This window comes from Ensifer sp. YR511 (assembly GCF_900103045.1).
Taxonomy (GTDB): domain Bacteria; phylum Pseudomonadota; class Alphaproteobacteria; order Rhizobiales; family Rhizobiaceae; genus Ensifer; species Ensifer adhaerens.
This window is the reverse complement of sequence record NZ_FNGR01000007.1, coordinates 114,930-141,919: the sequence shown is the minus strand read 5'-3', so window position 1 is coordinate 141,919 and position 26,990 is coordinate 114,930. Positions and strand designations below refer to the sequence as shown.

24 protein-coding genes and 1 other RNA gene are annotated in these 26,990 nt (G+C 63.6%); 7 read left to right on the top strand and 18 right to left on the bottom strand.

Translation table 11 applies throughout. From position 1 onward, the window contains the following. The first annotated feature begins 54 nt into the window (after window positions 1–54). The 3 genes from fabA to fabI are packed head-to-tail and all read left to right on the top strand — an operon-like array spanning window position 55 to window position 2,652. Window positions 55–570 (top strand): 3-hydroxyacyl-[acyl-carrier-protein] dehydratase FabA, encoded by a 516-nt coding sequence (gene fabA, locus BLU15_RS15200; RefSeq protein WP_029742379.1) that lies wholly within the window; start codon window positions 55–57, stop codon window positions 568–570. Between the two features lie 47 nt (window positions 571–617). After that, window positions 618–1,841 carry a beta-ketoacyl-ACP synthase I gene (gene fabB, locus BLU15_RS15195; RefSeq protein WP_029742378.1) on the top strand — a complete coding sequence of 408 codons (1,224 nt, stop codon included), beginning with the start codon at window positions 618–620 and terminating at the stop codon, window positions 1,839–1,841. A 4-nt stretch (window positions 1,842–1,845) separates the two neighbouring features. After that, complete coding sequence (gene fabI, locus BLU15_RS15190; protein WP_029742377.1) at window positions 1,846–2,652, top strand: enoyl-ACP reductase FabI; 807 nt, start codon at window positions 1,846–1,848, stop codon at window positions 2,650–2,652. Window positions 2,653–2,765: 113 nt separating this feature from the next. On the opposite strand, the gene BLU15_RS15185 is transcribed toward fabI, so the two are convergent. After that, complete coding sequence (locus BLU15_RS15185) at window positions 2,766–4,271, bottom strand: winged helix-turn-helix domain-containing tetratricopeptide repeat protein (RefSeq protein ID WP_060519517.1); 1,506 nt, start codon at window positions 4,269–4,271, stop codon at window positions 2,766–2,768. Window positions 4,272–4,410: 139 nt separating this feature from the next. On the opposite strand from BLU15_RS15185, the gene BLU15_RS39985 reads away from it, so the two are divergent. Both BLU15_RS39985 and BLU15_RS15175 read left to right on the top strand, forming a co-directional pair. Further along, the gene (locus tag BLU15_RS39985; protein WP_060519868.1) at window positions 4,411–4,662 is read left to right on the top strand and encodes a DUF1127 domain-containing protein; all 252 of its coding nucleotides are present in this window, start codon (window positions 4,411–4,413) and stop codon (window positions 4,660–4,662) included. A 13-nt stretch (window positions 4,663–4,675) separates the two neighbouring features. Continuing rightward, window positions 4,676–5,875, top strand: coding sequence for an MFS transporter (locus BLU15_RS15175; RefSeq protein WP_090296413.1), 1,200 nt, complete (start codon window positions 4,676–4,678; stop codon window positions 5,873–5,875). 36 nt (window positions 5,876–5,911) lie between these two features. Here the strand turns inward: BLU15_RS15175 and BLU15_RS15170 are convergent, their stop codons facing one another. The 12 genes from BLU15_RS15170 to rimP all read right to left on the bottom strand — a co-directional run bounded on the left by BLU15_RS15170 (window position 5,912) and on the right by rimP (window position 20,031). After that, window positions 5,912–6,133: a hypothetical protein gene (locus tag BLU15_RS15170; RefSeq protein ID WP_029742372.1), complete on the bottom strand. Its 222-nt coding sequence runs from the start codon at window positions 6,131–6,133 to the stop codon at window positions 5,912–5,914. Window positions 6,134–6,290: 157 nt separating this feature from the next. Then, a complete protein-coding gene (locus tag BLU15_RS15165) occupies window positions 6,291–7,307 on the bottom strand; it encodes a class I SAM-dependent methyltransferase (protein ID WP_060580570.1) in 1,017 nt (338 codons plus the stop codon). An 81-nt stretch (window positions 7,308–7,388) separates the two neighbouring features. After that, window positions 7,389–9,542, bottom strand: coding sequence for a polyribonucleotide nucleotidyltransferase (gene pnp / locus BLU15_RS15160; protein ID WP_029742370.1), 2,154 nt, complete (start codon window positions 9,540–9,542; stop codon window positions 7,389–7,391). Window positions 9,543–9,896: 354 nt separating this feature from the next. Beyond that, a complete protein-coding gene (rpsO, locus tag BLU15_RS15155) occupies window positions 9,897–10,166 on the bottom strand; it encodes a 30S ribosomal protein S15 (RefSeq protein ID WP_029742369.1) in 270 nt (89 codons plus the stop codon). Window positions 10,167–10,436: 270 nt separating this feature from the next. Next, a complete protein-coding gene (locus BLU15_RS15150) occupies window positions 10,437–12,149 on the bottom strand; it encodes a sensor histidine kinase (RefSeq protein ID WP_162731790.1) in 1,713 nt (570 codons plus the stop codon). Window positions 12,150–12,332: 183 nt separating this feature from the next. After that, a complete protein-coding gene (gene truB / locus BLU15_RS15145) occupies window positions 12,333–13,268 on the bottom strand; it encodes a tRNA pseudouridine(55) synthase TruB (RefSeq protein ID WP_090296212.1) in 936 nt (311 codons plus the stop codon). Between the two features lie 8 nt (window positions 13,269–13,276). Continuing rightward, on the bottom strand, window positions 13,277–13,684 hold the full coding sequence (rbfA, locus tag BLU15_RS15140; protein ID WP_029742366.1) for a 30S ribosome-binding factor RbfA: 408 nt from the start codon (window positions 13,682–13,684) through the stop codon (window positions 13,277–13,279). 177 nt (window positions 13,685–13,861) lie between these two features. After that, a complete protein-coding gene (locus BLU15_RS15135; RefSeq protein ID WP_143034215.1) occupies window positions 13,862–14,215 on the bottom strand; it encodes a hypothetical protein in 354 nt (117 codons plus the stop codon). After that, window positions 14,215–16,926, bottom strand: coding sequence for a translation initiation factor IF-2 (gene infB / locus BLU15_RS15130; RefSeq protein ID WP_034804758.1), 2,712 nt, complete (start codon window positions 16,924–16,926; stop codon window positions 14,215–14,217). Before infB ends, BLU15_RS15135 begins: the two co-directional genes overlap by 1 nt. Before the next feature lie 105 nt (window positions 16,927–17,031). Then, complete coding sequence (locus tag BLU15_RS15125; RefSeq protein ID WP_090296207.1) at window positions 17,032–17,739, bottom strand: RNA-binding protein; 708 nt, start codon at window positions 17,737–17,739, stop codon at window positions 17,032–17,034. A 5-nt stretch (window positions 17,740–17,744) separates the two neighbouring features. Then, on the bottom strand, window positions 17,745–19,364 hold the full coding sequence (nusA, locus tag BLU15_RS15120; protein ID WP_029742362.1) for a transcription termination factor NusA: 1,620 nt from the start codon (window positions 19,362–19,364) through the stop codon (window positions 17,745–17,747). Between the two features lie 46 nt (window positions 19,365–19,410). Beyond that, entirely contained in the window at window positions 19,411–20,031 is a 621-nt protein-coding gene (gene rimP / locus BLU15_RS15115) for a ribosome maturation factor RimP (RefSeq protein ID WP_029742361.1), read from the bottom strand. 273 nt (window positions 20,032–20,304) lie between these two features. Between rimP and BLU15_RS15110 the strand changes: the two genes are divergently transcribed. Then, a complete protein-coding gene (locus BLU15_RS15110; RefSeq protein ID WP_029742360.1) occupies window positions 20,305–21,939 on the top strand; it encodes an MFS transporter in 1,635 nt (544 codons plus the stop codon). Window positions 21,940–22,048: 109 nt separating this feature from the next. Here the strand turns inward: BLU15_RS15110 and BLU15_RS15105 are convergent, their stop codons facing one another. The 5 genes from BLU15_RS15105 to ffs form a co-directional block, all read right to left on the bottom strand. Then, entirely contained in the window at window positions 22,049–23,287 is a 1,239-nt protein-coding gene (locus BLU15_RS15105) for a lytic murein transglycosylase (RefSeq protein WP_090296204.1), read from the bottom strand. Window positions 23,288–23,329: 42 nt separating this feature from the next. Continuing rightward, window positions 23,330–23,935 carry a recombination mediator RecR gene (recR, locus tag BLU15_RS15100; RefSeq protein ID WP_029742358.1) on the bottom strand — a complete coding sequence of 202 codons (606 nt, stop codon included), beginning with the start codon at window positions 23,933–23,935 and terminating at the stop codon, window positions 23,330–23,332. A gap of 162 nt (window positions 23,936–24,097) precedes the next feature. Next, window positions 24,098–24,421, bottom strand: a complete 324-nt coding sequence (locus BLU15_RS15095; RefSeq protein WP_029742357.1) for a YbaB/EbfC family nucleoid-associated protein — start codon at window positions 24,419–24,421, stop codon at window positions 24,098–24,100. 39 nt (window positions 24,422–24,460) lie between these two features. After that, window positions 24,461–26,329 carry a DNA polymerase III subunit gamma/tau gene (locus tag BLU15_RS15090; RefSeq protein ID WP_090296201.1) on the bottom strand — a complete coding sequence of 623 codons (1,869 nt, stop codon included), beginning with the start codon at window positions 26,327–26,329 and terminating at the stop codon, window positions 24,461–24,463. A 45-nt stretch (window positions 26,330–26,374) separates the two neighbouring features. Continuing rightward, an RNA gene (gene ffs, locus BLU15_RS15085) (signal recognition particle sRNA small type) lies at window positions 26,375–26,472 on the bottom strand. 64 nt (window positions 26,473–26,536) lie between these two features. Between ffs and BLU15_RS15080 the strand changes: the two genes are divergently transcribed. After that, window positions 26,537–26,989, top strand: coding sequence for an HIT domain-containing protein (locus BLU15_RS15080; RefSeq protein ID WP_162731791.1), 453 nt, complete (start codon window positions 26,537–26,539; stop codon window positions 26,987–26,989). Window position 26,990 lies beyond the last annotated feature (1 nt).

The following is a 26,990-nucleotide window of genomic DNA, read 5'->3' as shown; positions in this document are numbered from 1 at the left end:
TTGCTCTAAAGCAGGTCGGACAACACAATTTGTTACGCGGGGAAACATCTATTCATGACGACCAGACAATCCAGCTTCAGCTATGAGGAAATCCTGGCCTGCGGCCGTGGTGAGTTGTTTGGCCCCGGCAATGCCCAGCTGCCGCTGCCGCCGATGCTGATGGTCCACCGCATCACCGAAATCTCCGAGACCGGCGGCGCCTTCGACAAGGGTTACCTGCGCGCCGAATACGACGTGCGGCCGGACGACTGGTATTTTCCCTGCCACTTCCAGGGCAACCCGATCATGCCCGGCTGCCTCGGCCTCGACGGTATGTGGCAGCTGACCGGCTTTTACCTCGGCTGGCTTGGCGAGCCCGGCCGCGGCATGGCGCTTTCCACCGGCGAAGTGAAGTTCAAGGGCATGGTGCGTCCCCATACCAAGCTTCTCGAGTACGGCATCGACTTCAAGCGCGTCATGCGCGGCCGGCTCGTGCTCGGCACGGCCGACGGCTGGTTGAAAGCCGATGGCGAGACTATCTATCAGGCAACCGACCTCCGCGTCGGCCTGTCGAAGGATAAGGCCGAGTAAAATCCAGGCCTTTCCGCAGCCAACGAAATAAAGAAAAGGTCAGTACCATGAGACGGGTTGTTGTCACGGGCCTCGGCATCGTTTCCTCGATCGGGAACAATGCAGACGAAGTTACGGCGTCGTTGCGCGATGCCAAGTCGGGCATCACGTTTTCTCCCGATTTCGCCGAGAATGGCTTCAAGTGCCAGGTCTGGGGCGCGCCGTCGCTCGATCCGACCGAACTCGTCGATCGCCGTGCCATGCGCTTCCTGTCTCAGGGCGGCGCCTGGAACCACGTGGCGATGAAGCAGGCGATCGCCGACTCCGGTCTGGAAGAAGCCGTCATCGCCCGCAACGAGCGTACCGGCATCATCATGGGCTCGGGCGGACCGTCCACCCGCACCATCGTTGAAGCGGCCGACATCACCCGCAAGAACGTCAGCCCGAAGCGCATCGGCCCGTTCGCCGTTCCGAAGGCGATGTCTTCGACGGCGTCGGCGACGCTTGCCACCTGGTTCCAGATCCACGGCGTCAACTATTCGATCTCGTCGGCCTGCTCGACCTCGGCCCATTGCATCGGCAACGCCGCCGAGATGATCCAGTGGGGCAAACAGGACGTGATGTTTGCCGGGGGTCACGAAGACCTCGACTGGACAATGTCCAACCTGTTCGACGCCATGGGCGCCATGTCGTCGAAGTACAACGAAACGCCGGCGACGGCTTCGCGCGCCTATGACGCCAACCGCGACGGCTTCGTCATTGCCGGTGGCGCAGGCGTTCTCGTTCTCGAAGAGCTGGAGCACGCCAAGGCCCGCGGCGCGAAGATCTACGCCGAAATCGTCGGCTACGGCGCCACCTCCGACGGCTACGACATGGTGGCTCCGTCGGGCGAAGGCGCGATCCGCTGCATGCGTCAGGCGCTCTCGACCGTGAAGGGCGAGGTCGACTACATCAACACCCACGGCACCTCCACCCCGGTTGGCGACAGCAAGGAAATCGGCGCGATCCGCGAAGTGTTCGGCAGCAAGATGCCGCACATCCAGTCGACCAAGTCGCTCACGGGTCACTCGCTCGGTGCGGCCGGCGTGCAGGAATCGATCTACGGCCTGTTGATGATGCAGGCGGGCTTCATCGGCGAAAGCGCGCATATCAGCGAACTCGACCCGGAATTCGATGGCGTTCCGATCGTTCGTAAGCGCATCGACAATGCCAAGATCGATACGGTTCTTTCGAACTCCTTCGGCTTCGGCGGCACCAACGCAACGCTCGTCTTCCAGCGCTACAACGGATAACACCATGACGGGACTGATGACTGGAAAGCGTGGCCTCATCATGGGTGTGGCCAACAACCATTCTATTGCCTGGGGCATCTCCAAGGCGCTTGCAGCGCAAGGCGCGGAACTGGCCTTCACCTTTCAGGGCGAGGCGCTGGGTAAGCGCGTCAAGCCGCTGGCGGCCGAGCTCGGTTCCGACTTCCTGCTTCCTTGCGATGTCGAAGACATTGCGTCTGTCGATGCGGTCATCGATGCGATCAAGGAACGCTGGGGCAAGCTCGACTTCATCGTTCATGCCATCGGCTTTTCGGACAAGAACGAGCTGAAGGGCCTCTACGCCGACACCTCGCGCGACAACTTCAGCCGCACGATGGTGATCTCCTGCTTCTCCTTCACCGAGATCGCCAAGCGGGCTGCCGAACTGATGGATGAGGGCGGCTCGATGCTGACGCTCACCTATGGCGGCTCGATGCGCGTCATGCCGAACTACAACGTCATGGGTGTCGCCAAGGCAGCGCTCGAGGCGTCGGTGCGCTATCTCGCCGCCGACTATGGCGTTCGCGGCATTCGCGTCAACGCGATCTCGGCGGGCCCGATCCGCACGCTTGCCGGCGCCGGCATTTCCGACGCCCGGGCGATGCTTTCCTGGCAGCAGAAGAACTCGCCGCTGCGCCGCACTGTCACGATCGACGATGTCGGCAGCTCGGCCCTCTACCTTCTTTCGGACCTTTCGCGCGGCGTGACCGGCGAAATCCACTACGTCGATTCCGGCTACAACATTACGTCGATGCCGGCACTCGATGCGCTCAGGACCGCCGACGCAGAGTGACGGCAGCGGCAAAGCCGCTGACTGACGACCCAGCTTCTCTAGAAAACCCCGGCGAGACACCTCGCCGGGGTTTCTTTTTTGAGGTCGGCAAGGCCCGACGGCCTGAGACAACATCAGTCCGGAAGGCCGGCCTTGTGGAATCCGTCCACGAAGTGCGCGAGCGTCGCTGCGTCACGAAACGGCTCGGTCGTCGCCCAGAAACCGGTCGTGAAATGCGGGTTGGCGACGAGGAACAGGTCGACCTCGGCGCGTGCCTCGTCGAACCGCCCCAATTGCGCGAGGCTCGCCGCCAGGAAGCGACGCGAGCTGGTGCGGTAGGTCTCGTCCTTGCGCAGCGTCTCGACCGCGGCTTCGTAGTCTCCGGCCGCATACTGCGCCTGGCCGAGTGTCAGATAGTACCAGCTTGCCGGATAGGGGTTCAGCCGGAACGCCTTGCGAATGTGCTCCAGCCCTTCCTCGACCCGGCCTGCCAGGATCGTGATGTCGGACAATGTCGCCCAGGTGTCGGCTTCGTTCGGGTCAAGCTCGATGGCCCTGGCAAATTCCGCGTCGGCCTCGGCGAAGTTGCGCTCATAGGCAAGCAGATTGGCCAGCACCCAGCGGCAACCTGCGTCGTTGGGATCGATCGCGACGGCTTTGCGCGCCAATTCCAGGGCGATGCCGCGGGTCGGTACGATTGGCTCGCCCCAGTGCACCCACCCCATCCAGTGGTTCATGGCGAGCCAGCGATAGGCCTCGGCATAATCAGGGTCGAGCGAAACGGCGCGAGTGAGCATCAGATGCGCTTCCCGGGCGGTCTGCGGCGAATCGTCGATCAGCTTGCGCGCCCGCACGCAGAGATCATAGGCCTCGAGGCTCCTGGGGCGATTGCGTGACGGCGGGGTACGCAGCCGACCGAGCAACGCCTCGACGATCTTGGCCGTCACCTCGTCCTGAACGGCAAAGATGTCTTCCAGGTTGCGGTCGAAGCGTTCGGCCCAGAGGTGCTCTCCGCTCAGCGCATCGACCAGCTGGGCGTTGATGCGCACGCGTCCGGAGGCGCGCCTTGCGCTTCCTTCCAGAAGGTAGCGCACGCCGAGGTCTTCGGCGATCGCGCGTACATCCATCGCCCTGCCCTTGTAGGCAAAGGTGGAATTGCGGGCGATGACGAACAGACCACCGCTCCGGGAGAGATCGGTGATCAGATCCTCCGTCAGCCCGTCCGCGAAGGAATCCTGATCGGGATCGTTGCTGAGATTGACGAAGGGCAGCACCGCGATCGAAGGCCGGCCCGGCAACGGCAGCGGCTTTCGCCCGCCTGCCAGCCGCTCGATACTGCCCATGAAACGGTAGCCGATGCGCGGAACCGTTGAAATCCACTCGCCGCCGTCGGCAGCCCGGCCGAGCAGCTTCCTGAGCTGTGCGATCTGTACGGTGAGATTGCCTTCCTCGACGGCCGTACCCGGCCAGGCCGCGTCCATCAGCTCGGTCTTGGCGAGGATTTCGCCCGGCCTTTCCACGAGCGCCGCAAGCAGCTTCACGCCGCGATGCCCGACCGCAACCGGATCATCGTTCCGCAGGAGCGTTCCCGCACCCGGATCAAGCACGAACGGACCAAAGGCAAACCGTGTATCCTGCATGCGGCGATCTATAGCCCGTTTGGAAGTTTTTGAGAACTTTTTGGAAGGGCTTAAGTACGGCGCCGATCCTATTCCGCAGAATCCAACCTCCTTCAGATCGAGGGTCCCCCCGACCCTCAAAGCCGATAGCGAGGTTGTCATGAACAACGCCCCCTTTTCTCCCATTGCATCGCCTCAGGCCGCGGCGCCTGAGACGCCGAGGAGCCCGACGCGTTCGCATTCCCCTGTCGAGACGCTGAAACGGATGGTCGCCGCCTGGCGTGAACGGAACCAATTTCACCTAGAGCTCGATCGAAAGCTCAAGGGCGATCCGCATCTGATCGACGATATCGGCCTGACGCGACGTCAAGTCGAGGAGGAGCTCGCCAGGCCCTTCTGGCAAGTGCTTTGAGATGAGCCGCGCAATGACATCGGACCAGCGACCGCCACCGGCGCCGACCCTTGGCGAGGTGATCACGACGTTCCGCGAGGATCAGGCCCCCTGGGCGGCGATGGCGGGTATCATCGCCACCGTTACCGTCTTTGCCGTGGCGCAGGGGCTCACCTATCCGCTGCTCAGCTTCATCCTGGAGCGGCAGCGGACGGCACCCGCCCTGATCGGCCTGTCAGCGGCCATGACGCCGCTGGGGTTCATCCTGTCGGCGCCTCTGATCCCGATGCTTTCGCGGCGGCTGGGCGGTGCCCGGCTCGCGATCCTCTGTTCGGTGCTGGCCGCCAGCACGCTTGCCGCCATTGCGTGGACTGAGGACGTCTGGGCCTGGATGCCGCTTCGCTTTCTGCTGGGCGTCTTCGCCAATCCGCTATCCGTGATCAGCGAGACCTGGCTGGTGGCCATTGCGCCCGCGTCCCGCCGGGGCCGCATCATGGGTCTCTATTCCTCGGTCGTTTCAGCCGGTTTCGCCATAGGGCCGCTGTCGCTCGGGATGGTCGGAACGGCGGGCTGGTCGCCGTTCCTGATCGGCATCGTGGCCTTTGTCGCCTGCGGCCTGATCTTGCTTGCCCTCGTGTCGCGCCTGCCGGCGGTGCCGCAGGATGGGGAAGCAACGTCCGTCGCCGGGTTTTTCGCGCTGGCGCCTTTGCTGCTGTTTGCGGTCGCAACGGCTGCGGCCTTCGAGCAGACCCTGCTTTCGCTGCTTGCGGTCTATGGCGCAGCGCTTGGCAGCAATGAGGAGCGCGTCGCGCCGCTCATGACCTGCTTCATTGCCGGCAACGCGTCGTTGCAGATCCTGCTCGGGCGCCTCTCCGAACGCAGGGGATCGACGCAGACGATGCTGTTCTGCGTGCTTTCCTCCCTGGCCGGCTGCCTGCTGCTGCCATGGCTGTTCGAAAGCTGGCTCATCTGGCCGCTTGTTTTCGTCTGGGGCGGGGTGACGTTCGGGATCTATACTCTGTCGCTGATCCAGCTCGGCGAGCGGTTCAGCGGCCTGACCCTGATCGCTGGCAACGCCGCCTTTGCCTTCGCCTGGGGCCTTGGCGGCATGGTTGGCTCGCCAGCAACGGGACTTGTCATGCAAGTGACGGGACACCACGGGTTGCCGTTGTCACTCGGCCTGCTCTGCGCCGTCCTTGCGGGGCTATTGGTCGTCGCGAGAAGGCGCGGCTGAGGCGCGCGCCGGTCCGCCTGCCTTTTGCCGGCAAGCTCAAATCAGGACGAACAGCACGAGCAGAGCCACGATGACCGCCAGCACGACGAAGCCCGTATGGGTCCGGCGTGCCGGGTCAAGCGGCGAGCGATAGAGGCTCTGCAAGAACGACATGGGCACCTCGGAGGTCGCGCCATGTCCCTCGCCCTGCTTGATGTCCTTGGCAATAGCTTCGGCCGCATCCTCGCTCAAGGGCGGCCTGTTCACTCCCGACGTCATGGAACTCATCCTCCGGCAGTAAAACCGGGCACATGGTGAGCCGGATCTGCGACGAAGGCAACGGGCTAAGTCTGACTTGCAGCCAGATGCAAAAAAGCCGGGTCATCTGCCCGGCTTTTTCCATTCTCGGATGGCGCAAAATGCGTCCTGCGGCGTCTCAGCGCTTGGCCCAGAGCACCTTGAATCGGGCGTTGCGGCAGGTCTCGCCGTATTCCTTGGAATTTTCCGCCAGCACCTGCTCGTAGGGAAGGCCACGATTGGCGACCATCATCAGCTTGCCACCCTGCTTCAGCGCCTTCAGCGCCGTCTTGATGATGGCGACGCCGAGCGACGGCTCAGCCGCGTGGCCTTCATGGAAGGGCGGGTTCATGACGATGAGGTCGTACTTGTCGCGCGGCTCTTCGCTCGTCAGGTCGAACCAGTAGAAACGGGCCGGCATGCGCGGCGCGTTCGCCATCATGTTGACGCGGGCCGCCTCGAGCGCCTCGTGATCGGCCTCGAAGAGATCGACCCCCTTGGTACCCGGTGAAGCTTCAGCAAGCTTGGCTGCGAGATAGCCCCAGCCAGCGCCGAAATCGGCGGCGTGGCCATGGAAATCGTTCGGAAGACGCGACGCCAGCAGCTCGGAGCCCGCATCGATGCGGTCGTGCGAGAACATGCCGGGCGAGGCCTCGAACAGACCGTCGACGCGTACCGGCACCTTGGCAAGCTTTTGTACTGCGTCGGTGACATCTTCCGGGCGAGTGAACCAGAAGGCGACGCCGTGATACTTCGGCAGATGGTCGCCGTCCCATTCGAACTTGGCGATGCGCTTCTTCAGCGACTGGATGCCGTCTTCCTTGCCGCCGGCAACGACGATCAGACCGCCCTCGCGCGTGCGCTTCAGCGCCTCGGCGATCCGGTCTTCGTTCTCGCCCTTGTGCTTGCCGCAGAGGATCAGCGTGACGTCGTAGTCCTCGCCGGTGATTTCAGGCGCCACGTCGGCGCGGGCGGCTTCCAGGGCGCGATAGAGCGGCCGCAGCGGCTGCACCGCCGAGATCGACGCCTCGAAGCCCTGCGGCAGCCTGTAGCCCGCCTCGGCGCCGAGGAACAGCACGCGCTCGCCCTCGCCCGGCGGGTCGATCACGCCGCTGTCGAACGGGTAAAACAGGGTCTTCAACGAATCTCGGCTCATCGGTCTATCCGTCATCTTCCTACAAGAAAGGGGCGCGGAGCGATCCGCCCCGCGCCCCGAATGCATTCGGGTGAAGCGCGCTTATTCAGCGGCTTCGCCGTCGCCCTTCTTTTCAGACTTTTCGGCAACGATTTCCTTGCCGGTGGCCTGGTCAACGACCTTCATCGACAGGCGAACCTTGCCGCGCTCGTCGAAGCCCATGAGCTTGACCCAAACCTTGTCGCCTTCCTTGACGACGTCGGTCGTCTTGGCGACGCGCTCGGAGGCGAGCTGCGAGATGTGGACGAGACCGTCACGGGCGCCGAAGAAGTTGACGAAGGCGCCGAAGTCGGCGGTCTTCACAACGGTACCTTCGTAGACCTGGCCGACTTCCGGTTCGGCAACGATCGAGTGGATCCACTTGCGGGCCGCTTCGATTTCCTTGCCGGACGAGGAGGCGATCTTCACGGTGCCGTCGTCTTCGATGTTGATCTTGGCGCCGGTCTTTTCGACGATTTCGCGGATGACCTTGCCGCCCGAACCGATGACTTCGCGGATCTTGTCGACCGGAATGTTCATGACTTCGATGCGCGGGGCGAACTCGCCGAGCTGGCCACGGCTTTCGGAAATGGCCTTGGCCATTTCGCCGAGGATGTGGAGACGGCCGCCCTTGGCCTGGTTGAGCGCGATGCCCATGATCTCTTCGGTGATGCCCTCGATCTTGATGTCCATCTGGAGCGAGGTGATGCCGGCGTCGGTACCGGCAACCTTGAAGTCCATGTCGCCGAGGTGGTCTTCGTCGCCGAGAATGTCGGAGAGAACGGCGAAGCGCTCATCTTCCTTGATCAGGCCCATGGCGATACCGGCAACCGGCTTTGCGAGCGGAACGCCGGCGTCCATGAGAGCGAGCGAGGTGCCGCAGACGGTGGCCATCGAGGACGAGCCGTTGGACTCGGTGATCTCGGAAACGACGCGCAGCGTGTAGGGGAACTGCTCGGCTTCCGGGAGCATCGGGCGGATAGCGCGCCAGGCGAGCTTGCCGTGACCGATTTCGCGGCGGCCCGGGGAGCCCATGCGGCCGGTTTCGCCGACCGAGAAGGGCGGGAAGTTGTAGTGCAGCATGAAGCGTTCTTTGTACATGCCGGTCAGGCTGTCGACGTACTGTTCGTCTTCGCCGGTGCCGAGCGTGGCAACGACGATCGCCTGCGTTTCGCCGCGGGTGAACAGCGCCGAACCGTGGGTGCGCGGCAGAACGCCGACTTCCGACACGATCGGGCGAACGGTTTCCAGATCGCGGCCGTCGATGCGGCTCTTGGTGTCGAGGATGTTCCAGCGAACGATCTTGGCCTGCAGGTGCTTGAAGACGGCGCCGATTTCTTCGGCCGAATGGGCCGGGTTCTCGATGCCCTCGGGCAGGAAGTGTGCCTTCACCTTGGCCTTGACGGCGTCGACGGCAGCGTAACGGGCAGCCTTCTCGGTGATCTTGTAGGCGTTGCGCAGCTCGTCTTCGGCAAGCGAGAGCATGGCGTTTTCGAGAGCGGAATGATCTTCGGCTTCGAATTCGCGCGGCTCCTTGGCAGCGACTTCAGCGAGCTTGATGATGGCGTCGATGACCGGCTGGAAGCCCTTCTGACCGAAGACGACGGCGCCGAGCATAACGTCTTCCGGCAGTTCCTTGGCTTCGGATTCGACCATCAGCACCGCTTCCTGGGTGCCGGCGACGACGAGGTCGAGGGTCGATTCGTCCATCTCGTCGAGATGCGGGTTCAGAACGTACTGGCCGTTGATGTAGCCGACGCGCGCGCCACCGATCGGGCCCATGAAGGGGATGCCCGACAGCGTCAGCGCTGCAGAAGCGGCGACCATCGACAGGACGTCGGGGTTGTTTTCGAGGTCATGCTGCATGACCGTGACGATGACCTGGGTGTCGTTCTTGTAGCCATCGGGGAACAGCGGACGGATCGGACGGTCGATCAGGCGCGAGACGAGCGTTTCGTTTTCGCTCGGACGACCTTCGCGCTTGAAGTAGCCACCCGGGATCTTGCCGGCGGCGTAGGTCTTTTCCTGGTAGTTGACGGTCAGCGGGAAGAAGTCCTGGCCCGGCTTCGGCGACTTGGCCGAAACGACGGTGGCGAGAACGACGGTTTCGCCGTAGGTGGCGAGAACGGCGCCGTCAGCCTGACGGGCGATCTTGCCGGTTTCGAGCTTGAGCGGACGCCCAGCCCATTCGATTTCAACCTTGTGGGTATCGAACATGTTCTGTCCTTCGTGTGCGGCGGACCTCTCCGCGGCTGTTACAGCGCGGGCGGTCGAAGGGCCGCATGAAATGGCGCATCACGGGCAAGACAACGGGAGGCTTCACGCTTTAATCGGCTGTTTTCCGCTTTGCCCGACCATCCGCTTTCAGCGGCGTTTCCGGCAAGCAGGGGCCGAAGCATCCTGCAATCCTGCCCCATGACGGGCCATCGGTTGATCCGCGATACCGGCCCATCCGGCTCGCTGGATTCTCTCGTTTAGCCACGTTCCTATGCGGCTGGAGAGTTTAATCGTCGAGCGTTCAACGCTCCATAAAAAAGCCGGCGGGCCGCAAAGACCCGCCGGATAAGTCGCTTAGCGACGGATGCCCAGGGCACCGATCAGCTTGGTGTAGCGCGCTTCGTCTTTCTTCTTCAGATAGTCGAGGAGCGAACGACGGCTGGAAACCATCGCGAGCAGACCACGGCGGGAATGGTTATCCTTCTTGTGGCCCTTGAAGTGTTCGGTCAGGTTGTTGATCCGTTCCGTCAGGATAGCAACCTGGACTTCCGGAGAACCGGTGTCGCCTTCAACGGTTGCAAATTCCTTGATGAGCTGAGCCTTACGCTCTGCAGCAATCGACATCGGATGATCCTTTCGATTTCGAGGATTTCGGGACGCCGTCAGCCGGGATGTCGTCCAGCTGCGGCCGTGAATGCAACGGGCATGCGCCTTTTGCTGGCGTGCCTATAAACGAATTGGATGAAAAAGGAAAGGGTCATGGACCGGCGCCCGGGAGGGCCGGCGGAAGGCCTCAATTGCCGGTCGGGAACGGGTGCATCGGCGGCGATTTCATTCGGCCGCGATCGGGAGGAGTTCGGCCCCGATCGAGGGACAAAAAGTGACGGCGGCAGGTCATGGCGCGTCATCCCCTTCGGCCGGTCGCGGCACGGTGATCCGCCACTCGATGCCGTCGGCATGCATCATCCGCTCGAGCCCCGCATTCAGGGCCATGCCGAGCATGCGTTCGAGCACGAGCGTGCCAAACCCCTTGCGGATCGGATCAGAGGGCTTGCCCGCGAGATCGGCCCCCTCCTCCCGCCAGCGTATGGCAATGCCCTCATCCTCCAGCGACCAGCTCAGCTTGACGACGCCTGAGGTGTTGGCGAGCGCGCCATATTTGGTCGCATTGGTCGCGAGCTCGTGCAGCGCCATGCCGAGCGTCTGGGCGATCTGGGTCTCGAGCCGCAAGGGCGGGCCGGACAGGATCACCCGCCTCGGATCGTCAGGCGTGAATGGCTGCAGCTGGTTCTGGGCCAGTTCCCGGAAATCGACCCCTTGGGCGGCGTTGGCGATCATAAGGTCGGTGGAGCGGGCGAGCCCGGCGATGCGCTTGCGGAAACTGTCGGCGAAATCAGCGGCACTCTCGGCCGAATAGACCGACTGGTTCAGCATGGACTGGATCACCGTCAGCTGGTTCTTCGAGCGGTGCGCCACCTCGCGCATCAAGAAACGGATTTCGCTCTCCGCCTTGGTGCGCGCGGCCGCCGCACGGGCCAGAGCTGCCGAGACCTGTTCGACCTCGGCGATCATATGCGGGCGCGGCTCGATCCGCTCGCCGGCGCCAAGGCGGCGGGCATCCTGCGCCACGAGCTTGACGCCCTGCGACAACAGCCGCGCGATTGCCAGCGAACCGGCGATCGCGATGCCGGCAAAGATGATGCCGCCGAGCGAAAGCCACAGGAACGACCAGACGGCCGGCGCATCGACGATCGCCCGCGGCGCCCAGGCGATGATCCGCCAGCCGGTGATCACCGAGAATTCGGTCGCCACCCGGTACTCCGTGCCGTTCTCCTTGATGTTGCGAACGCCGATGCTGATCGCCGGAACCTTGTCGAGGAAGAACGGCTCCCCGGCCTTGACCGCCGCGTCCGAGGAGATGATGACCTTTCCCGCGCCGTCGACGAGGGCCGCGTTCCAACCAGGCGACAGCGTATCGCGGTTGACGGCCTTGGCCATGTTCTCAGCGTTTTGCGTCAACGCCAGCAGATACTCCTCACCGGTCGAGAGTTTTGCCGGCAGATAAACGTTGAACACCCATTTTCCGGCGGTCTTGCCGAAGAAGACGTTGGAGACGAGCGGCGCGCCGCTATTGGTGAAGGCGCGCTCGATGGAGTCCGCATCCGACCCCTTGCCAAGCTGAGTGCCGAAGGGGACGCGGGTGTTAAGCCGCTGCTCGTGCTTGCGATCGATGACGATCAGGTAGGAATCCGTCTGCGCGAGCGCCGTCGAGGCTCTCTCGTAGAAGGCTTGCAAATTGTCGTCCTCGATCGCCCGCGAGGTCGACAGCACCTTCAGCGTCGTCAACATGCCCTCGATATCGCGCTCGACGATGCGCGTCACCGATCCGGTCGAGGCCTGCAGCAGCGAGGTGATGACCTGTTCCTGCGCGTCGACGCTGCGCTTCAGCACGACCAGCGAAAAGATGAAGGCCGGAACGATGGCGACCAGCAGCAGCGACGTCAGATAGAAACTGAACGGGCGGGTCAGCCGATGACGGGCGCGATCAACCATCGCCGCCAGGCCATCGCTTGCCCTGCGCTTTCCTTCCTCCGTCACACCGGTCACCTGCAACATCCCTTGCGGTTCCCTGCCGGTGGCATCAACGCCTTCGGCGCACGCCGCCGCAAGCGGCGCAACCGCCAAACGGCAACGAAACGCGATACGGAAACGGAATCACCTCGGATGGACTGGGAACCCATGCCGGGATCATGCGTCAAGGATAAAGCAAAGGCAAATGGTTCCGGGTGCTTAGCTTCCGGCGAAGACGCGCTTGGGGCGGAATTCGCCCTCGGCGATCTCACCGATCGCGACCAGCTTGCCGCGCGCCGTGGCATAGGCCTCGGGCGTCGCCAGCGGTGCGTCGCGGCCGCGCAGGATAATGGGATTGCCCATCCTGAGACGGTGCGCCTGGTCGTCATTGACAGGCACGTGCGGCAGGCTGGAAAGCGCCTCGCCGGTCTCGATCAGATAGGCGTCGAGTGCCGCCAGACGTTCCTGGTCGTCCTCGATCTTTTCCAACGCCACCAGGTCAGAAAGCGGCACCATGTCCTCTTCGCCGAAGGGCGCGACGAAGGTGCGTCGCAGCGACGCGATGTGGCCGAAACAGCCGAGGTCGCGGCCCATGTCGCGGGCGAGCGAGCGCACATAAGTGCCCTTGCCGCATTCGATTTCGAAGTGGGCCAGGTTGGGTGCGGCACCCAGCAGAGTCAGCCGGTGGACCTCGACCTCGCGGGCCGGGATTTCGACCGTCTCGCCGTCGCGGGCGAGATCATAGGCGCGCTCGCCATCGATCTTGATCGCCGAGAACTGCGGCGGCACCTGGCTGATGACGCCGGTGTATTTCGGCAGAAGCGCGCGGATTGCCTCTTCGTTCGGCCGTTCGGCCGAGGAATGGGTTGCTTCGCCTTCGAGATCGTCGGTGGAGCGTTCCTCGCCCCAGGCGACGGTGAATTCGTAGATCTTGCGGCCGTCCATGACGTAAGGAACGGTCTTCGTCGCATCGCCAAGCGCGATCGGCAACATGCCGGAGGCCAGCGGATCGAGCGTGCCGGCATGGCCGGCCTTCTGGGCCTTGAACAGCCACTTGATCTTCGAGACGGCTTCGGTGGAGCCGAAGTCGAGCGGCTTGTCGAGGATCAGCCAGCCCGAGATCGGGCGGCCCTTGGGCTTACGCGGTTTGGACATGAAATCTACTATTCTTCGTCTTCGCTGGTCTGGTCGAGATCGCGGCTGACTTCCGGCGAACGCAAGAGCTCGTCGATCTTCTTGTAATTGTCGAAGCTCGTATCGTCGCGGAAACGAACGTCGGGCATGTATTTCATCTGCCGGAGCTGCGGACCGAGGCGGCCGCGAATGTACTTGGCATTGCGGTTGAGCGCGTCGATGACCTCGGCATGGTTGGGCACGCCAAGCGGCGTGACATAGGCCGTGGCGATCTTCAGATCTGGTGACATGCGCACCTCCGAAATCGCGATGACGGTCTTCTCGATCACCGGATCGCGGACCTCGCCGCGTTGCAGAACCTGGGTGATGGCAGCGCGCACCTGTTCGCCGACGCGCAGCATGCGCTGGGAGGGGGCAGAGGATGTGGCTTTGCTCATGGTCGTTGCTTTCCAAGGTATTGCGCCCGCTCGGGGCGGCAAACCGTTTTACTCTTCAGCGTAATATACCTTCCGTGCCTCAGGCACGGGTAGCTCTGATTGCCTGCGCCCGCTTTCTTCGACGCAGTCCCAGAAAGACACCCGTAGCCGTCAACACGAGCGCGGACAGCAGTTGGATCAGTTCGAACTGCGGATGTGCGCAACCCTCATTGATGGCCGACTGCCATAACTGGTGCTCGGCATCTCCCCAGGACGTGATGGCCACCAGGAGGAGGAGGCTGCCGAGAAGGCTCCCGACCCAAAGCAGCGCCCGAAGGCGCAAAACCGCTGAACCGGTAACGAGACAGAAAAGCGCCGCCAGGCCGACCCAATGGTCAGAAAAGCGGCCACCTCGTTGAGAACCGAGAATTTCTGACCATCCCATTCGGGATAGATCTTGTCGCAGACTTCCGCGAAGGCCGGCGTCCACCAAAACGACACAACAGCGGCCAGGGCCGCCGTTGTGCAGATTTGCCGGGCTTTCAGGCCCATTAGAGCGTCCGGGTGATATGCTCGACGCGGAAGCACTCGATCGTATCGCCGGCGCGGATGTCTTCGTAGTTCTCGAAGGCCATGCCGCATTCCTGACCGACATTGACTTCCGAGACTTCGTCCTTGAAGCGCTTGAGGGTCTTGAGCTTGCCTTCGTGGATAACGACGTTGTCGCGAACCAGACGGACACCGACGCCACGCTCGACCTTGCCTTCGGTGACGCGGCAACCCGCGACCTTGCCGACCTTGGTGATGTTGAACACCTCCAGGATCTCGGCGTTGCCGAGGAAGGTTTCGCGACGCTCCGGCGAGAGCAGGCCCGACATCGCCGCCTTCACGTCATCTACCAGATCGTAGATGATGTTGTAGTAGCGGATTTCGATGCCGGCACGCTCGGCGGCCGAACGGGCCTGCGAGTTGGCGCGGACGTTGAAGCCGATGATCGCGGCGTTCGATGCCTCGGCGAGCGAGATATCGGACTCGGTGATACCGCCGGCACCCGAATGCACGATGCGCGCACGCACTTCGTCGGTTCCGAGCTTGTCGAGAGCACCGGCGATCGCTTCGATCGAACCCTGCACGTCGCCCTTGATGACCAGCGGGAACTCCTTGAGGCCGGAGGTCTGGAGCTGGGTCATCATCTGCTCGAGCGAACCGCGCGAGCCGGACTGACGGGCAACCTGCTTCTCGCGGGCGAGACGCTGGCGGTACTCGGAGATCTCGCGAGCACGGCTTTCGTTCTCGACGACGGCGAACTTGTCGCCGGCTGCCGGCGTACCGGACAGGCCGAGAACCTCGACCGGCATGGACGGACCGGCTTCCTTGACGTGTTCGCCCTTGTCGTTGACGAGCGCGCGCACACGGCCCCACTGATCACCGGCGACGATGATCTGGCCCGGACGCAACGTGCCCTTCTGTACGAGGACGGTGGCAACCGCACCGCGACCGCGGTCAAGCTCGGCTTCCACGACCGTACCTTCGGCCGTCCGATTCGGATTGGCGCGCAGGTCGAGGATTTCTGCCTGAAGCAGGATCGCTTCGAGCAGCTTGTCGAGGTTGGTGCCGTTCTTGGCGGACACTTCCACGTCGAGGACTTCACCGCCCATGGATTCGACGAAGACTTCGTGCTGCAGCAGCTCGGTGCGAACCTTCTGCGGATTTGCCGACGGCTTGTCGACCTTGTTGATCGCCACGATGATCGGAACACCGGCCGCCTTGGCGTGGTTGATCGATTCGATCGTCTGCGGCATCACGCTGTCGTCAGCCGCAACCACCAGGATCGCGATGTCGGTCGCCTGGGCACCGCGAGCACGCATGGCGGTGAACGCCGCGTGGCCGGGGGTGTCGATGAAGGTGATCTTGTTGCCGTTCTGCTCGACCTGGTAGGCGCCGATGTGCTGGGTGATGCCACCGGCTTCGCCGGCCACCACGTTGGCGTGGCGGATCGCATCGAGCAGCGAGGTCTTGCCGTGGTCGACGTGCCCCATGATCGTGACGATCGGCGGACGCGGTTCCATTTCTTCGTCCGTGTCCGAAACGTTGAAGATGCCCTCTTCGACGTCGGATTCCGAAACGCGCTTGACCGTGTGGCCGAATTCGCCGGCGATGAGTTCGGCCAGGTCGGCATCGATCAGATCGCCGGGCTTCATCATCTGACCTTCCTTCATCAGGAACTTGATGACGTCAACGGCGCGCTCAGACATGCGCTGCGACAGCTCCTGAATGGTGATGGTCTCGGGCAGGATGACTTCGCGCGAAATCTTCTCGCGGGTTTCCTGCATCTGGCTGCGCTTGAACTTCTCCTGGCGGCGACGCATGGCCGACAGCGAACGGGCGCGCTGGCCGCTATCCTCGTCGGCAGCGGTGGTCAGTGTCAGCTTGCCCTGGCGGCGACCGTCGTCGCCCTTCGGGCGGGCCGGAACCTTGGCAGGCTCGGGACGCACGACCTTGCCGCGCGCCGGACCTGCGCCGGGACGCGGACCACGATCGTCATCCTTTTCGTTGTCGACCTTACGGCCGCGCAGTGCGCCGGCCGGAGCCGGGGTCGGAAGTCCACCTGCCTGGTCGGCGGGCCGTCCGGCCTGCGGGCGGCTGTCAACGCGACGCTCGGTGGAAGCCGGTGCGCGAGCAGCCACGGGGCGCTCTTCAACAACCTCTGCGGCCTTAACTTCGGCTTTGGCTTCGGGCTCGGCCGCCGCGCGGGCTGCTTCCTCGGCAGCGCGGCGTGCGGCTTCTTCCTTCTCCTGCTGGAGACGGGCTTCTTCCTCACGCTTGCGGCGTGCTTCGTTCTCAGCGCGGATGACCGCTTCTTCGGCGTCCCGGATCTGGGCTTCGGCCAGAGCACGGCGGCGCGCATCGATCTCACCGGCGGATAGCTGATTCAGAACGACACCGACGCGCGGACGATTGGCCTGGTTGGCTTCCTGACGCGTCGAATGCTGCTGCGGCTGCGGTGCCGGGCGACCCGAAGGCTGCGGCTGAGCCGGGCGCTGATCGGCCGGGCGCGCAGCGGGAGCTGCAGCAACCGGTGTGATCGGACGCTCGTCCTTGGGGCGGTGGAAGGGGCGTTTCTTGGTTTCGACCACGACCGCCTTGGTGCGGCCACGGCCCATGTCCTGACGCACGGTCCCCTGCGAAACCCCGTGGGGCTTCAGGGTCAGCGTCTTCTTGCCCGCTGCGCTGCCTGTCTTGTCGTCGTTGTTGTCGGTCATTCCGTTCCGTTCCTAGCGATCAGGGCCGGATGCGTATCACCTGACCCTGTCTTCCAAATTGTCTCAAACAATGTACGCGATGCCAGACTGTGCCGGTGACGCGGGTCATTGCTGTGGCTTGCCAGCGCCGCCGTCGGCCCGGACCGGGACGGATCCTCGGTACTTTTCGAGCATGATTGCGCGCTTCACTACACCTTCACCCGCCTGCCCTGCAAGCGCTGCGGCATGGATAAAAGCATTACTTCCTAAAAGGCCCTCCATTTCCGCCCCGGTGAAGGGACGGAACGAAGGTATTTCCATTTCATCGTCGGCCACAAAGCTCATCGCCTTGCGGGCCTGGTCTATCTTGCGCACGCCGTCGGCCGCAGCGTCGGACGCATGAAACACGGCGAGTGCCGCCAGTCCCCTGACGGCCTGCTCCGTCTTCGTTGCGCCGGAGATGAACTGGGCCGCCTTGCGCGCCATGTTCATCATTCCGGCCAGTTGCTCGGCGAGCAGCCGGTCGACATCGTCGGCGAGCGTCGCGTCGGCCTTGACGTCCGCCTTCAGGGCGCGGGCGAAGAACTTCTTCGCCACCGCCTTCTCAATCAGCGCCCGCTCGGCCTTGACCCAGCAGCCGCGCCCCGGAAGCTGACGCTTCAGATCGGGAACGACGCGACCGTCTGGCCCAGCCACGAAGCGGATCAACTCGTCTGGCGAACCGCTTTCACGAGTGACGATGCAGGTCCGCGTGCCGCCGCTGCGATCCTTCGGCCCCCCATCCGTGGGCAGGGCGTCCGAAGGCAGGCTGTCGGCATGATCAGAGGCGATCATCGTCCTTAAGCGTCCTGCTCGGCGCCTTCGGCAACGTCGATCGGCTCTTCACCTTCGACCTCTTCGCTTGCCAGGTCCTCTTGCGTGATCCAGCCGGCTGCGAGGCGGGCCTGAACGATCATGGCTTCGGCTTCGGCGCGCGAGACGTCGAACTTCGAGAAGGTGCCTTCGAAACGCTTGGTCTCGCCGTCCTTGCGTTCGCTCCAGCCGACGAGATCGTCAGCGGCGCAACCAGCAAAGTCCTCGACCGTCTTGATGCCTTCTTCGCCCAGCGCAACGAGCATCTGGCTCGTCAGGCCGTCGATTGAGCGCAGTTCGTCGGCAACGCCGAGTTCGCGGCGCTTGGCATCCATTTCCGCCTCGATCCGGTCCAGGTACTCGCGAGCGCGGGTCTGGATTTCGTTGGCGGTCTCGTCGTCGAAACCGTCGATCGACGCAATTTCGTCGAGATCGACATAGGCAAGCTCCTCAACGGCGGCAAAGCCTTCCGAAGCCAGCACCTGACCGACCATTTCGTCGACGTCGAGCGCATCCATGAAGAGGTTGGTGCGCTCGGTGAATTCCTTCTGGCGGCGCTCGCTCTCTTCCTGCTCGGTCAGGATGTCGATATCCCAGCCGGTCAGCTGCGAAGCGAGGCGAACGTTCTGGCCGCGTCGGCCGATGGCGAGCGACAGCTGCTCGTCGGGAACGACCACTTCGATGCGCTCGGCGTCTTCGTCGAGAACGACCTTGGCGACTTCCGCCGGCTGCAGCGCGTTGACGATGAACGACGCCGGATCCTGCGACCACGGAATGATGTCGATCTTTTCGCCCTGCAACTCGCCGACGACGGCCTGAACGCGCGAACCGCGCATACCGACGCAGGCGCCGACCGGATCGATCGAGCTATCGTTGGAGACGACCGCGATCTTGGCGCGCGAACCCGGGTCGCGGGCAACCGACTTGATCTGGATGATGCCGTCGTAAATTTCAGGCACTTCCATGGTGAAGAGCTTCACCATGAACTGCGGATGGGTACGCGACAGGAAGATCTGCGGGCCGCGCTGTTCGCGGCGAACGTCGTAGACGAAGGAGCGGACGCGATCACCGTAGCGCATGTTTTCGCGCGGGATCATCTCGTCGCGACGGATGATGCCTTCGCCACGGCCGAGGTCGACGATGACGTTGCCGTATTCGACGCGCTTGACCGTGCCGTTGACGATTTCGCCGACGCGATCCTTGAACTCGTCGAACTGACGGTCGCGCTCGGCCTCACGCACCTTCTGCACGATGACCTGCTTGGCCGACTGGGCGGCGATGCGGCCAAAATCCATCGGCGGCAGCGGGTCGGCGATGAAGTCACCGAGCTTGGCGTCCGGATTGCGATCGCGAGCAAGCTCGAGCGGGATCTGCGTGGAGTAGTCGTCAGCCTTCTCGACCACTTCCAGAAGACGCTGCAGGCGGATTTCGCCAGTCTTGGAGTTGATGTCGGCGCGGATGTTCGATTCCGACCCATAGCGCGAGCGGGCGGCCTTCTGGATCGCGTCGGCCATCGCGGCCAGAACGATCTCGCGGTCGATCACCTTTTCACGCGCGACAGCATCCGCGATCTGCAGAAGCTCGAGCCGGTTAGCACTGACTGCCATGTCTTGTCTCCGTTGGGTTGCAGGGGGCTTTCAAGCTCCGCCCGACTTATTCCTCAATAGGTGAATCTTCGTCTTCGAAATTCTCGTTCGCGGCACGCGCAGCCTTGGCCTTCTTGTCGGCCGTCAGCGCATCGCGGATCAGATCGTCGGTCAGGATCAGCCGCGCTTCGGAAAGCGTGGTGAACGGGATCACGACGACGGGCTCCTCGCCATAGGCCACCTGGTCGCGCTCAAGCCGGAAACCGTCGTCATCGACAGAAACGATCTTGCCGCGGAACCGCTTGCGGCCATCGACCAGAACCGACGTCTCGCATTTCAGCAGGTGACCCTGCCAGCGGAAGAAGTCGGACTTGCGCACCATCGGGCGGTCGATGCCCGGCGACGACACTTCGAGATGATACGCCTTGTCGATCGGATCTTCCACATCGAGCACCGGCGAAATGGCCTTGGAGATCTCTTCGCAGTCCTCGACGGTCATGGTGCCGTCGGTGCGCTCTGCCATGATCTGCAGCGTCATGCCGTTCTGGCCCGACATGCGCACGCGCACGAGCTGGTAGCCCATCGGCACGATCACCGGCTCGATGATGTCGGCGACGCGTTGGTCGAGACCGGTTTCGGTGATCAGGCGGGGTTCATTTGCATTTTCAGCCGTTGTCGTATCGGACAAACGATCATCTCCTCATCGGACCGGCTAATAAAAAAGAGCGGGTCCTGACGGGCCCACTCTTCATCTACCGATCAAGAATTTGAGGCTCATATACGCCCCATCGCCACAAATTGCAAGGCATTGGGCCGTCCGACGCAAATGGCCGGACGAACCGCCGGCGAGCATCTTCGCCAACAAGGTCAGTTTCAGCGGGTGGCACTTCGCGTTGTCGGGCCTATAACAGGAGACGAACCGCTTCGAGACGACAATCAAGAAACGAAGAGAGAAGACGAGGTGCCAACCCGTATTTCGCCGCTTGCCCCCTTCAAGCACGACATCTTCCGCACGATATGGATCGCGAGCCTCGCCTCCAATTTCGGCGGCCTTATTCAATCGGTCGGGGCCGCCTGGCTGATGACCTCCATTTCCTCGTCGGCGAACATGGTGGCGCTGGTGCAGGCTTCGACCTCGCTGCCGATCATGCTTTTCTCGCTTGTCTCTGGCGCGCTTGCCGACAATTTCGACCGGCGGCGGATCATGCTGGTGGCGCAGTGTTTCATGCTCTTCGTCTCGGCGCTCTTGACGATCTGTGCCTATGTCGGGCTGATCACGCCCTGGCTGCTCCTGCTCTTCACCTTCCTCATCGGCTGCGGCACGGCGCTCAACAACCCATCCTGGCAGGCGTCGGTCGGCGACATGGTTCCGCGCGAAGACCTGCCGGCAGCGGTCGCGCTCAACAGCATGGGCTTCAACATCACCCGAAGCGTCGGCCCGGCGATCGGCGGCGCCATCGTCGCGGCACTCGGTGCGGCGGCTGCCTTCTTCGCCAATACGCTCAGCTATTTCGCCATCCTTTTTGCGCTGGTGCGCTGGCGTCGCGAGGTGCCGACGAGCACGTTGCCGCGCGAGACGCTGGGGCGCGCCATTTCGGCTGGCCTGCGCTACGTCGCAATGTCGCCGAACATCGGCAAGGTTCTCTTGCGCGGCTTCCTCTTCGGCCTTTCGGCAAGCGCCATCCTCGCTCTTCTGCCGCTCGTCGCCCGCGACCTCGTTCAGGGTGGGCCGCTCACCTACGGTCTGATGCTCGGCGCCTTCGGCCTTGGCGCGATCGGCGGGGCGCTGCTCTCCGCCCGCCTGCGCGAGAAGCTTTCGAGCGAAGCGATCGTGCGCATCGCCTTCACCGGATTTGCCGCCAGCGCCGCGATCACGGCCTGGAGCACCTATGCCTGGCTGAGCTGTCTCGTGCTGCTCATCTCCGGCGCCTGTTGGGTGCTGGCGCTGTCGCTGTTCAACACCACGGTGCAGCTGTCGACGCCGCGCTGGGTGGTTGGCCGGGCCCTTTCGCTCTACCAGACCATGACCTTCGGCGGCATTGCCGGCGGCAGCTGGCTCTGGGGTACGGCCGCCGAGCAATATGGCGCGGCCAACGCGTTGATGGGCTCCTGTCTGCTGATGTTCGCCGGCGTCGTGGTCGGCTTCCGCCTGCCCTTGCCGGAATTCACCTCGCTCAACCTCGATCCGCTGAACCGCTTCAACGAGCCGCCGCTCGAACTGGACCTGAAACCGCGCAGCGGCCCGATCGTCATCATGATCGACTACGAAATCGCCGACGACGACATCCCGGAGTTCCTGACCACCATGGCGGAACGGCGGCGTATCCGCATCCGTGACGGCGCCGGACACTGGGCGCTGATGCGCGACCTTGAAAACCCGACCACCTGGACGGAGACCTACCACGTGCCGACCTGGGTCGAATATGTGCGTCACAACCAGCGGCGCACCCAGGCGGACGCGGCCGTCGGCGACAGGCTGACGGCGCTGCATAGCGGCAAAGCACCACCGCGCGTGCACCGGATGATCGAGCGCCAGACGATCGTGCCGACCCATTACGAGCGCTACAAGCGCCAGGTGAATGTGGACATGCACTAGCTTGTGCCGGCCCTCGCGCCGATCTCGACCATGCAACGAAAAAGGCCCCGGTGACGGGGCCTTTTCTTTTCGGCAGTCGGCGCACCAGCGCCTCCGGCTGCAATTGGCTCTACCGCAGCTTCGCCTTCAGCGAAGCATCGGGGAAGCAGGTGGCGGCAAGGCCGCTCTTTGCCTGCCAGTCGCCGAGCGAACGGCGCGTCTTGTAGCCGGGGAGACCATCGACCTTGCCGACGTCGTAGCCCTTGGCAACCAGCGCCTTCTGCATCTTCAGAACGTCCGAGCGCAGCATGTTGCCGACGTCGCCCCACGTGCCGCGGAACGCGCCGCCGCCTGTCGCAATGCGGTCGGCGAGGTTGCCGATGAAGAGCGCGTAGAGGTCGGAGTTGTTGTATTCCTTGAGCACGTAGAAATTCGGCGTGACGATAAACTCCGGCCCATGGCGACCAGCGGGCACCAGCATCATCGAAGATGCGGACAATTCGTGCGACGGAAAGGCGTTGCCGGAAATCCTGACGATCCCCTTGTTCGCCCAACTCGACAGGGGCTGGGCGAGGTCCGGCCCTTCCTGCGCACAGGAGACGGCTTCGGGAATCGATACTTCGAAGCCCCAGTCACGCTCGCGCTGCCAGCCCTTCTTGACCAGATAATTGGCGATCGACGCCAGGCTGTCTGGCACCGAATTCCAGATGTCGCGGCGGCCGTCGCCATCGAAATCGACGGCATATTGCAGGAAGCTCGACGGCATGAACTGCGGCTGACCCATAGCGCCGGCCCAGGAGCCGCGCATCGCCGCCTCGTCGACATCGCCGCTGTCGAGAATGTGCAGTGCCGCGATCAGCTCGCGGCGAAACAGGTCTGGCCGCGTCGACATAAACGCCTTGGTCGCGAGCACATCGACCACCGGATAGGGGATCTTGGCGCGGCCGAAGCCGGATTCGCGGCCCCAGATGGCAACGATCACCGAGCCCGGCACGCCATAGGTGCGCTCGATCTTCTTCAGGGTCGACGCATGGGTGGAAGCCAGGCTGCGGCCGGTGGCGGCGAGCCCCTGCAGACGCTTTTCCGAGAAGTAGTTTCCGGGCGAGGAAAACTCCGCCTGGCTCTGCTTCTGTTCCTTCGGCTTCGGGAAGCCGGGCGGCGCCAGATCCGGCAGGTCCCAGTTGAGCTTCACGTCGGAAAAGGCCGCCTTGAAGGATCCGGCGGAAATGCCGGCCTTCTTCGCCTCCGGCCAGAGATCATTCTGCAGCCAGGTACGAAACTGCGCCTCGACGTCGGCTTTGGTCGAGGCTTGCGCGAGCCCCAGCCAGCCACAGAGCAGCAAGGTCGTCAGTGAAAGAAGTCTCAGCATAAGGCTTCCCCATCGGTTGGATTGCAGCGTCCGAAATGACGCTCAGATCGACGTGCGGGCGCGAAGGGCAGCCGCCAAGGTGCCTTCGTCGAGGTAGTCGAGCTCGCCGCCGACCGGCACGCCATGGGCAAGCCGGGTGATCTTCACCTCCATGCCTTCGAGCTGGTCGGTGATGTAGTGCGCCGTCGTCTGGCCCTCGACGGTGGCATTGACGGCGATGATCAGCTCGCGGACGCCGCCATTGGCGACGCGCTGGACGAGACCCTTGATGTTGAGATCGTCGGGGCCGACGCCGTCGAGCGGCGAGAGCGTGCCGCCGAGCACATGATAGGCGGCGTTCATAGCGCCGGCGCGTTCCAGTGCCCAGAGATCGGACACGTCCTCGACAACGATGAGCACGGAGTGGTCGCGACGCTCGTCCGAACAAACGGTGCAGGGATCGATCGTATCGACATTGCCGCAGCAGGAACAGATGCGGACCTTGCGGTGCGCTTCGCCCATCGCGTCGGCGAGCGGACCCAGCAACTGGTCCTTCTTCTTGACGAGATGCAGGGCGGCGCGGCGCGCCGAACGCGGTCCGAGCCCCGGCACTTTCGCCAGGAGCTGGATGAGTTTTTCGATTTCAGGGCCGGTGACTCGTTTTGCCATGCGGCGCTTTTAGCCCATATCGCGCCGAAACGGAATCGCCTTCGAAACGCCCGCACGCGAAGCGGCGGGTGTCGACGCGGTACCCGGCGGCTACCACCGCCGGCGCGCAAATGCTGCGGGCGGCAGACCGCCCTGCTTCCCGAACCTACTGCCCGGAGACGATCAGAAGGGCAGCTTCATGCCGGGCGGGATCGGCAGGCCGGCAGTCAGTTCGCGGGTCTTTTCCGCCTGCACAGCTTCGGCCTTGTCCTTGGCGTCCTTGTGGGCGGCGACGATCAGGTCTTCGAGGATCTCGACGTCGTCTTCCTTGAACAGCGAGGGATCGATCTTCAGGCTCTTGAGGGTGCCCTTGCCGTCGAGGCGAACGGTGACGAGGCCACCGCCGGAGGTGCCGTCGACTTCGAGCGCGGCGATTTCCGCCTGCATCTTTTCCATCTTGGCCTGCATTTCCTTGACCTTGCCCATCATCCCCATGATGTCGCGCATCGTCGTCTCCTGTCTTTCTGTTTCTGCTCGCAGACGGGACTATTCGATGTCGTCGCCAGGGACGATATCGCCGTCGGCGGATTCGGCTGTGGCCGGAGCCTGGCTCTCGGCCTCTTCTTCAACGGCGCGAATGCGCACGTCGGTGATCTTGGCGCCCGGGAACCGGGCGAGAATGGCGGCGACATCGGGGTCCTGGCGCGCGTCGTTGACGCGCTGCTCCTGCGCCCGCTGTTCCGCCTCGATCAGCGTCGGCTCACCGGCCTCGCGGCTGTAGCTGACGATCCAGTGGATGCCGGTCCATTCCTTGAGCTTGACGGCCACTTCGCCAAGCAGCGTCTTCGGCGCGTCATCCGAGACGTTGACGTCGAGACGTCCGGGCTCGATCCGCACGAGCCGCAGAAAGCCGCGCACCAGCGTCTTCAGCTTGATGTCGCGGTTCTTGGCGCAGAGATCGGCGATGTCGGCGATCGAATTGACCGGCACCGACGGCTGCGGCTTGGCCGCAGGCGCCGCCACCGGGCGTTCTTCGATGCGGCCAACGGCAACCGCCTGGGGCGCCACGTCCGGGACGGCGCGCAGCATGGTCGCACCATTGCTCGTCGGGCGCTGCACCGGCATCGGCTGCGATGCCTGCGCCGACACGGACACGGAAGCCTGGGCCTGTGCGCCGCCGCCGTTGCCACCTGAAGGGCCAGGGCGAGCGCCGCCGCCTTCATTGCCGGAAAGTTCCAGCAAGCGCCGCGCGGCCTCTTCAGGCGCCGGCAGATGTGCCGCATGCGCCAGGCGGATCAGCACCATTTCGGCGGCACCCGCCGGGCGCGACGAGCTTTCGGCTTCCGGAATGCCCTTCAGGAGCATCTGCCAGATGCGCGAGAGCGCCGTAACCGCGACGCTCTCGGCAAAGACGGCGCCGCGGGTGCGCTCGATCTCGCTCAAGGACTGGTCGTTGACCGCCTCCGGTACGTATTTCATCCGGGTGACGAGATGGGTGAAATCGGCAAGGTCGGTCAATACGACCGTCGGATTGGCGCCGGCCTCGTATTGTGCGGTGAATTCCTTGAGGGCCGCGGCGACATCGCCTTTGACGACGTGCTCGAAGAGGTCGACGATGCGGGCTCGGTCGGCAAGGCCGAGCATCGAACGCACGGTTTCGACTTCCACAGCGCCGCCGCCATGGGCAATCGCCTGGTCGAGCAGCGACAGACCGTCGCGCGCCGAGCCTTCGGCAGCGCGGGCCACCATCGCAAGCGCTTCCGGATCGAAGGATACGCCTTCCTTGCCGAGGATCGTCGAAAACAGGCCGACGAGATCGGACGCGCTGATGCGGCGCAGGTCGAAGCGCTGGCAGCGCGACAGAACCGTGATCGGCACTTTGCGGATTTCGGTGGTCGCGAAGATGAATTTCACATGCTCTGGCGGCTCTTCGAGCGTCTTCAGCAGGCCGTTGAAGGCCTGGGTCGAGAGCATGTGCACTTCGTCGATGATGTAGACTTTGTAGCGGGCCGAAACCGGGCGGTAGCGCACCTGTTCGATGATCTCGCGGATATCGTCGATGCCGGTGTGTGACGCCGCGTCCATTTCGATGACGTCGACGTGACGCCCATCCATGATCGCCTGGCAATGTTCGCCGGGAACGCGCAGGTCGATGGTCGGCCGATCGATATCCGGTGTCTTATAGTTCAGCGCGCGGGCGAGAATGCGGGCGGTGGTGGTCTTGCCGACCCCGCGCACCCCGGTCAGCATGTAGGCTTGGGCGATGCGGCCGGTTTCGAACGCGTTGGTGAGCGTGCGCACCATCGGTTCCTGGCCGACCATCAGGTCGGAGAAATCCTTGGGGCGATACTTGCGCGCCAGAACACGGTAGGCGGCTGGTTTCTCAACGGATGAAATGGACGTATCGTCGCTCATCGACCCTGCCGCTGTTCGAACTCTTGTCCCGACAGGACGGAGAAGGTGGGAGGCTGGCACGATGACCCGTGCCGGAGCTCGTTGGGGCTGCTTCCTTCCGGACCTGACCCGGTTGGCGAGTGGCTCGTCCACCACCAACCTCCCGGCTTCCATATCGGCAATATCGAAAGCAAATGCAAGCCAAGCCGTCAAAAAACTGATATCGATATGCAAAACAAGGCGAATCCGTCATTCTCAATAGCCGAGGAGACCCAGTTGACGACCTTCACCCTCGACGAGCGGCTCGAGCGCGACGGCATTCCGATCGCCTCGATCGGGCTTTGCCAGATGCGGCTGATGAACGACCGCCGCTGGCCCTGGCTCGTGCTCATTCCTCAGCGTGAAGGCATTTCTGAGATCTTCGACCTCACCCCGCTCGACCAGACGATGCTGACCTTCGAGACGACCATGGCAGCGACGGCGCTGAAGAAGGTCACGGGCGCCGAGAAAATCAATATCGGCGCATTGGGTAACATCGTCCGGCAGCTTCACGTGCATATCATCGCCCGCAGCGACGGCGACCCGAACTGGCCGGGGCCGGTCTGGGGCTTCGGCAAGGCGGAGCCGTGGGACGAAAAAGAACATCAGGCCTTCGCAGCCCGCATTCTGGAAAACCTCTGAA